This window comes from Empedobacter sp. UBA6745 (genome assembly GCF_002453775.1).
In the GTDB taxonomy this organism is placed as follows: domain Bacteria; phylum Bacteroidota; class Bacteroidia; order Flavobacteriales; family Weeksellaceae; genus Empedobacter; species Empedobacter falsenii_C.
Map to the genome: position 1 here is coordinate 1 of NZ_DKHL01000058.1, position 6,820 is coordinate 6,820.

3 protein-coding genes are annotated in these 6,820 nt (G+C 30.8%); all 3 read left to right on the forward strand.

Translation table 11 applies throughout. The features are described 5' to 3' along the window. Nucleotides 1–2,929, forward strand: a 2,929-nt coding sequence (locus tag B4H69_RS16400) for a SusC/RagA family TonB-linked outer membrane protein (RefSeq protein WP_291094930.1), incomplete at its 5' end; no start/stop codon positions are given. Nucleotides 2,930–3,256: 327 nt separating this feature from the next. Beyond that, complete coding sequence (locus B4H69_RS16405; protein WP_291094932.1) at nt 3,257–4,318, forward strand: RagB/SusD family nutrient uptake outer membrane protein; 1,062 nt, start codon at nt 3,257–3,259, stop codon at nt 4,316–4,318. Then, complete coding sequence (locus B4H69_RS16410; RefSeq protein ID WP_291094934.1) at nt 4,305–6,749, forward strand: alpha/beta hydrolase family protein; 2,445 nt, start codon at nt 4,305–4,307, stop codon at nt 6,747–6,749. The genes B4H69_RS16405 and B4H69_RS16410 overlap by 14 nt, the downstream gene beginning before the upstream one ends. Nucleotides 6,750–6,820 lie beyond the last annotated feature (71 nt).

Here is a 6,820-nt window from a genome sequence, read left to right on the forward strand (position 1 = left end):
ACCATTGTTGGCACAAACAGGTAAAACCGTGACTGGAACGGTAAAAGAACTTCAAGTCCCATTAGTGGGCGTAATGGTAAAAGAGGAGGGAACTGATAATTCCACTTTTACCGATGTTAATGGACAGTATTCGTTGATTTTACAACAGGATAATGCAAAGCTAATTTTTGAGCAATTGGATTTTCCTATTCGTGAAGAAGAGGTATTGAATAGAAGCGTGATCAATGTTCGTTTCACAAAAGAAGAGGAGGAGGGGATTCAACTCAAAGATGTGGTGGTGAATGCGGGTTACTATGCTGTAAAAGACAAAGAACGAACAGGATCTATTGCACGTGTTACCGCAAAAGAAATTGAGAATCAGCCTGTGAATAATGTGCTTTCTGCCATACAAGGACGGCTGGCTGGTGTGAGTATCGTACAAAACTCTGGAAATGCAGGTGGTGGGTTTGATATCCAGATACGTGGACGAAATAGCCTAAGACGAGAAGGGAACGAACCACTTTATATTGTAGATGGTGTACCTTTTGGAAGTGGAAATACAACAAGTGTAGGGCTGTCGTCTGGTATTCTACCTTATGGGGAATCTAATCCTCTTAATTTTCTGAATCCTAAAGAAATAGAAAGTATAGAAATCTTAAAAGATGCCGATGCTACAGCTATTTATGGTTCGCGTGGAGCCAATGGAGTAGTACTGATAACAACTAAAAAAGGAAAAAGTGGAAAACTAAATATTGCGTATAATTCAGATTACACAGTGGGTAAAGTAATGAATCGATTAAGATTAATGAATACGTCTGATTATTTAGCAATGAGAAGAACAGCATTTGAAAATGATGGAATTAAAACTTATCCAACAAATGCCTATGATATAAATGGAAGTTGGGATGAAAATTCGTCAACCAATTGGTTTAACGAATTAGTAGGGCACATTTCTTCTAAAAGCAATAACCAATTAAGTATAAACGCAGCCTCAGATCAATTTCAATTTTTAATGAGTATTGGACATTTTGAAGCAACAACTGTTTATCCAGAACCATTTCGATTAAAAAAGACAAATGCTTTAATTAGTTTAAATTACACTTCTCCTAATCAACGATTTTCTATTGGATATAAAGGTAATTTAAGTCGATCTGTCAATAAATTACCTTCTACCGATTTGTTTTCAAGTGTTATAAGCTTAGCTCCGAATGCTCCAAATTTATACAATGAACAAGGTGAACTGAATTGGCAAAACAATACGTTTGTAAATCCATTAGCTGCACTCAGAAGCTATTATACTAGCAATGGTGATATGATGAATCACTCTATTTTGAATTCAATTCAATTAATTGAAGGATTAAGTTTAGTGAATAATATAGGGATTTATTATAGTCAATCAATAGAAAATCGGGTAAGTCCATCTACGATATACAACCCAAATTATAATTATGGGAGTGAACGATCTAACGTATTACGATACGATCAGAAAGTTATGTCGTATAACATAGAACCACGATTAGAGTACAATAAAAGTATAAATCAACACCACTTTACAAATCTTGTTGGATTAACATTTCAACACAGACAAACAAATGGATTAGGAATTTCGGCTTCTAATTTTCTGAGTAACTCATTGCTAAACGATTTATCTTCTGCAAGTGTAAAAACAATTAGTGCACAACCTATCATAGATTATACCTATCAATCTGTTTACGGTAGATTTGGATATAACTACCAATCCAAATACTTTATAAACTTAACTGGTCGTCGTGATGGATCAAGTCGTTTTGGACAAAATTTTAAATATGGGAATTTTGGTGCAATTGGAGCAGCTTGGATTTTTTCGAAAGAAAACTTTCTCAACGAATCATCTTGGTTAAGCTTCGGAAAAATAAGAGGTAGTTATGGGATTACAGGTAATGATTTGATTGGTGATTATCAATACTTGGATACCTATGTTACAAAGGCAAGAACGTATGATCAGGTTACAGGTTTAGAGCCAAATAGTTTGTATAATCCTAATTTTAGTTGGGAAAAAAATAAGAAATTAGAATTCGCTCTTGACTTATCTTTTTTTAGGGATAGAATAGGATTTTCATTTGCATGGTATAGAAATGTATCTGGAAATCAATTGGTCGGAATCCCTTTACCAGGAACAACAGGTTTTTCATCCATTCAATCTAATTTACCTGCAAAAGTAGAGAACAAAGGAATTGAAATTGAACTTTCAGCAAAACCATTGCAAAACGCTATTCAATGGAAAAGTAGTTTAAATCTATCATTTCCACAAAATAAATTAGTGTCATTTCCCGATTTAGAAGGTTCTACTTATGCCAATACTTATGTTATTGGTCAACCCATTACAATTAAAAAATTATACGAATGGACTGGTATAGACCCAATAACTGGATTACATACATTCAAAGATTTTAATCAAGACGGAAAAATAAATACTGAAGATAAGCAGGTTATTAAAAATGTGGGTGTAAAATGGTTTGGAGGATGGTCAAATCAAGTGCAGTATAAAAACGTTGGGCTTGATGTACTATTTCAATTCGTGAAACAAAATAGTATCAATTATATCGCTCAAAGTTTCATTCCAGGAAGTTTAACCAATCAACCGATAGAGTTTCTAGATGCATATTCACCAAATAATCCATCAGCCAAGTATCAACGATACAGTACTGGAAGCCAAACGCTCGCTTCGCAAGCCTATAATAATTTTAAACAAAGTGATCAATCGGTAAGTGATGGTTCTTATATCCGTTTAAAGAATATTTCCATTTCCTATCAATTTAAAATTGCAAACACTTCTTCTCTAAAATTGTTTCTCAACGGACAAAATTTATGGACGCTAACCAATTATTTTGGTGCTGATCCCGAATTTGTTTTATCAGGGTATTTGCCACCTCTGAAAGAATATACACTTGGATTACAATTAAACTTTTAACATTATGAAATCAATTTTTATACACTTAAAACAAGGATTAATCGCTTTAATTCTTTTGACAAGTTGCGACAACTTCTTAGATCTTGATACACCAAATACACAACTTGTAAGCGCAGAAGTATTTGAAGATAAAAAAACGACAGATGCTGCATTGTTAAATATCTATGCAAGCTTAAGAGATAACGGATTATTAACTGGTAATAATTCTGGTATGACGTATTTATTGGGGTTATACACAGATGAACTCGACTTATATTCCATCAATTTACTTGGTCAAAAAGAGTNNAGTTTTATGAACACACGCTATCCACTCGAAATGAATTGGTGTTGACTAGCTGGAACACAAGTTATAATCAAATATATCGATTAAATGCATTGATAGAGGGGGTAGAAAAAAGTACATTATTAGAAAATCAATACAAACAAACAGTATTAGCAGAAGCCTATACAATGCGTGGAATGTTGCACATGTATTTGACTCAATTGTTTGGCGAAATCCCATACATCACAACGACAGATTATTTACAAAATAAACTTGTTCATAAAACACCAGAAAAGGAAATTTATGAAAGAATAGAACAAGATTATTTAGTAGCAGAAGAATTGTTTTTGAAAGGAACGAAAAACACATCTAAAACACGATTAAATCTTACATCGTTAAAAACTTTAAAAGCTAAATACTATGCACAAACCAAACAATGGGAAAAAGCCAAACAGCATGCAAATGATGTTATTCAAACGGCTGGTGTTACATTAGAACAAGATCTTAGCAAAGAATTTTTGAAAGAAAGTAAATCTATTCTATGGTGTTTTTCACCTCATTTAGCAACTGGAAATTCCTTGGAAGCAGATGTTTTTATGTTAAATGCTCTACCTCCAGCTTTTGTAAGTTTAAAACCCACTTTCGTCAACTCTTTCGAGAAGGGAGATCAAAGAAAAGAAATTTGGATAAAGAAATTAAATAACAATCAGGGTACTTGGTATCAACCATACAAATACAAAGCGCCCAATGCTTCGTCAACAGTTAATGTAGAGAATAGTGTGGTACTTCGATTAGCTGAATTGTATTTGATACGTGCAGAAGCTAATTTTCAGCTTTCCAATTTTAGAGAAGCTGAAAATGATTTAAACCTTATTCGTAAAAGAGCCAATTTACCTATGCTTTCTAATTTATCTCAACATGACTTAGAGCAAGCTATTTTAGATGAATATAAACATGAACTATTTACAGAATATGGACATCGTTTTTTTGATTTGAAACGATGGAATCGATTAAATGAATTACAAAATAGTATACCAACTTGGAAACCATTTATGGAAAAATTGCCTTTACCAGAAAAGGAGATTTTATTGAATAATAATTTAAAACCCCAAAATGATGGCTATTAGATTTATATTAAGCTTTTATATCTGTTTAATTTCAATTTATATTTCTGGTCAACAACAGAAATTAGATTCATTGGAAACTTATTTTAATCAATTTTATACCGTTGAATTTGTAGATGCAAACAATGAAAATATATTATTTACTAAAAATAAAAACCATGAATTGCCTGTCTATTATTTGAAAAATAATAAAAAAGCAGATGAAATACGACTTGGTAGAATAATGAATTATCATTGGTTGAGTGATAAGTATTTTTTATATGATGAAAAAAATGAAGGTCTTGTACTATATAACATCCAAAGTCAAAATAAAAAAACAATTCCGCATTATAAGAAAATGATTGAAACTTCTAATAAGCAATTTTTTGTAGCGAAAAAAGAAGGTAATACGCTTTACATTAATACAATAAATAATGGAAAATTAGGAAATGAAATAAAGTTTATTGATGTAATAGATTACAAATGGGAAAATGATAAATTAGTAATTGAAAAAACGAATCATACCATTGATGTGTATGAATTGAATAAAAATATAAATCTTCTTTTTCAAATAGATGGTGTTAAGTACCAGTCATTAAGATGGAATGAATTCAATCAATATGATTATATTAAACAAGAAGGAGAAGATTTATTTTATGTAAAAAGCAATGGGACTAAGGTCAAATTACTTCATGACTTAAACAAGAGTAAAAATCTTAAGATTATTAATGAAGACAATAATTTACTCATTTTAGAAAATACATTTCAATCTGATTATACTTTAAAAAAATCAGAAGATGTAGAAATTTGGGATACCTCTGATGATCAAATTATTATTCAAAAACCGAAGAGTCAAAAAGAATTGATCTTTGTGAGATTGAATGATGGTCATATTAATCATAAAATAGCTCTATCAGATGTCAATTACGAATTTTTAGGAACGCAATATCTACTTTTATTCGACAAGAATAGATACAGAAGTTATCGTCATTTACGGGATCATGTTGATGTTAAGTTAATGGATCTAGAAACAATGAATCAAAAGTTAATAGTTGAAGATTTTGACGATTACAACAGAAATAAATTAATACTTTCTGATCATAATAAATTTATCTATTTCAAAGAAAATAATTGGTGGATATATGATGTATTAGAAGACAAAAAGAAAAGTTTGACCACTTCAATAAAAGCTGGTTTCTCCGTTGATGATTATTTTAAAAATGAAGCTTTTCAGCCAGCTAAATTTTATGATAATTCACGTGTTTTTTTAACAGCTAAAGAAGGGATATGGGAATATAATCTTCATACAAAAAAGCTGAAACAATTAATTGAATCTACAAAACAAACGGGTACTTTTACGTTTTTAATAACTAGAAATAAAGCTAAAAATCAAGTAGATGAAATCATTTATTTACAATCTTTAAACGAAAATAATCAGTACAAAATTTATAAATGTTGTGATCGATTTAATGAAATTTATAACACATCGCAAGATGTTAAGAAAGTTTCGTTAAAAAATAAGAATTTGTATGTAATAGAGCAAGGTTATTTAAAATCTCCTCGTATTGTTCAAATAGATGAGAAGAATAAAGCAACCATTCGGGTTGAAGCAGTTAATTCAATTATTCAAAAACGTCGTTTTCAAGAAATAAAATCTATTATAAATGGGAAATCAGTAAAAGCAATATTGTATTATCCGTTTGATTATGATACAACCAAATATTATCCGATGATTGTCCATATCTACCAAAAACAATCACATTTAGTGAATGATTTTCAATTGCCAGAAGTAAGCTCAGCTAATGGTTTTAATACTGATTTTTATACATCACAAGGCTATTTTGTTTTACTACCAGATATAATAGTCGATTTAGATCAACCAGGCGAATCAGCACTACAATGTACAGTTGAGGCAACCAATCAAGCATTAAAAGAAGCGAATATTGATAGAGATAAAATAGGATTAATAGGCCATTCTTATGGCGGTTTTGAAGTAAATTATATCGTAAATCGTACGAATTTGTTTAAAGCCGCTGTTAGTGGCTCAGGTATTTTTGATATTGTGAATTGGTACTTTTCGATGGGGTGGAATGGATCAAAACCACAATTTTGGAGATACGAGGAAGAGTTTTTTAAAATGAGTTCAATGTTTTATGATTCAAAAGAAAATTATTTAAAGCAGTCTCCTTTACTCCAATTAGAAAACCTACATACACCTGTATTAATATGGACTGGAAAAGAAGATTATCATGTCAATTGGGAACAAAGTGTTAGCATGTATTTAGCAATGAGACTTTTAAAAAAAGAAGGAAAGTTGTTATTGTACCCGAATGAAAAGCATGTTATAATGAATCCATCAAAGGCAAAAGATTTAAATCAGAGGATTATAAATTGGTTCGATTTTTTTTTAAAAAACACTGAAATTGATTGGATTAAAAATAAGAGACAGCTGTAGAAGCTGTCTCCTTTTATAAATTATTAATTTGTTTTTTCAAATAGCTGAACATTACAAGCTGTTCCCGAAAT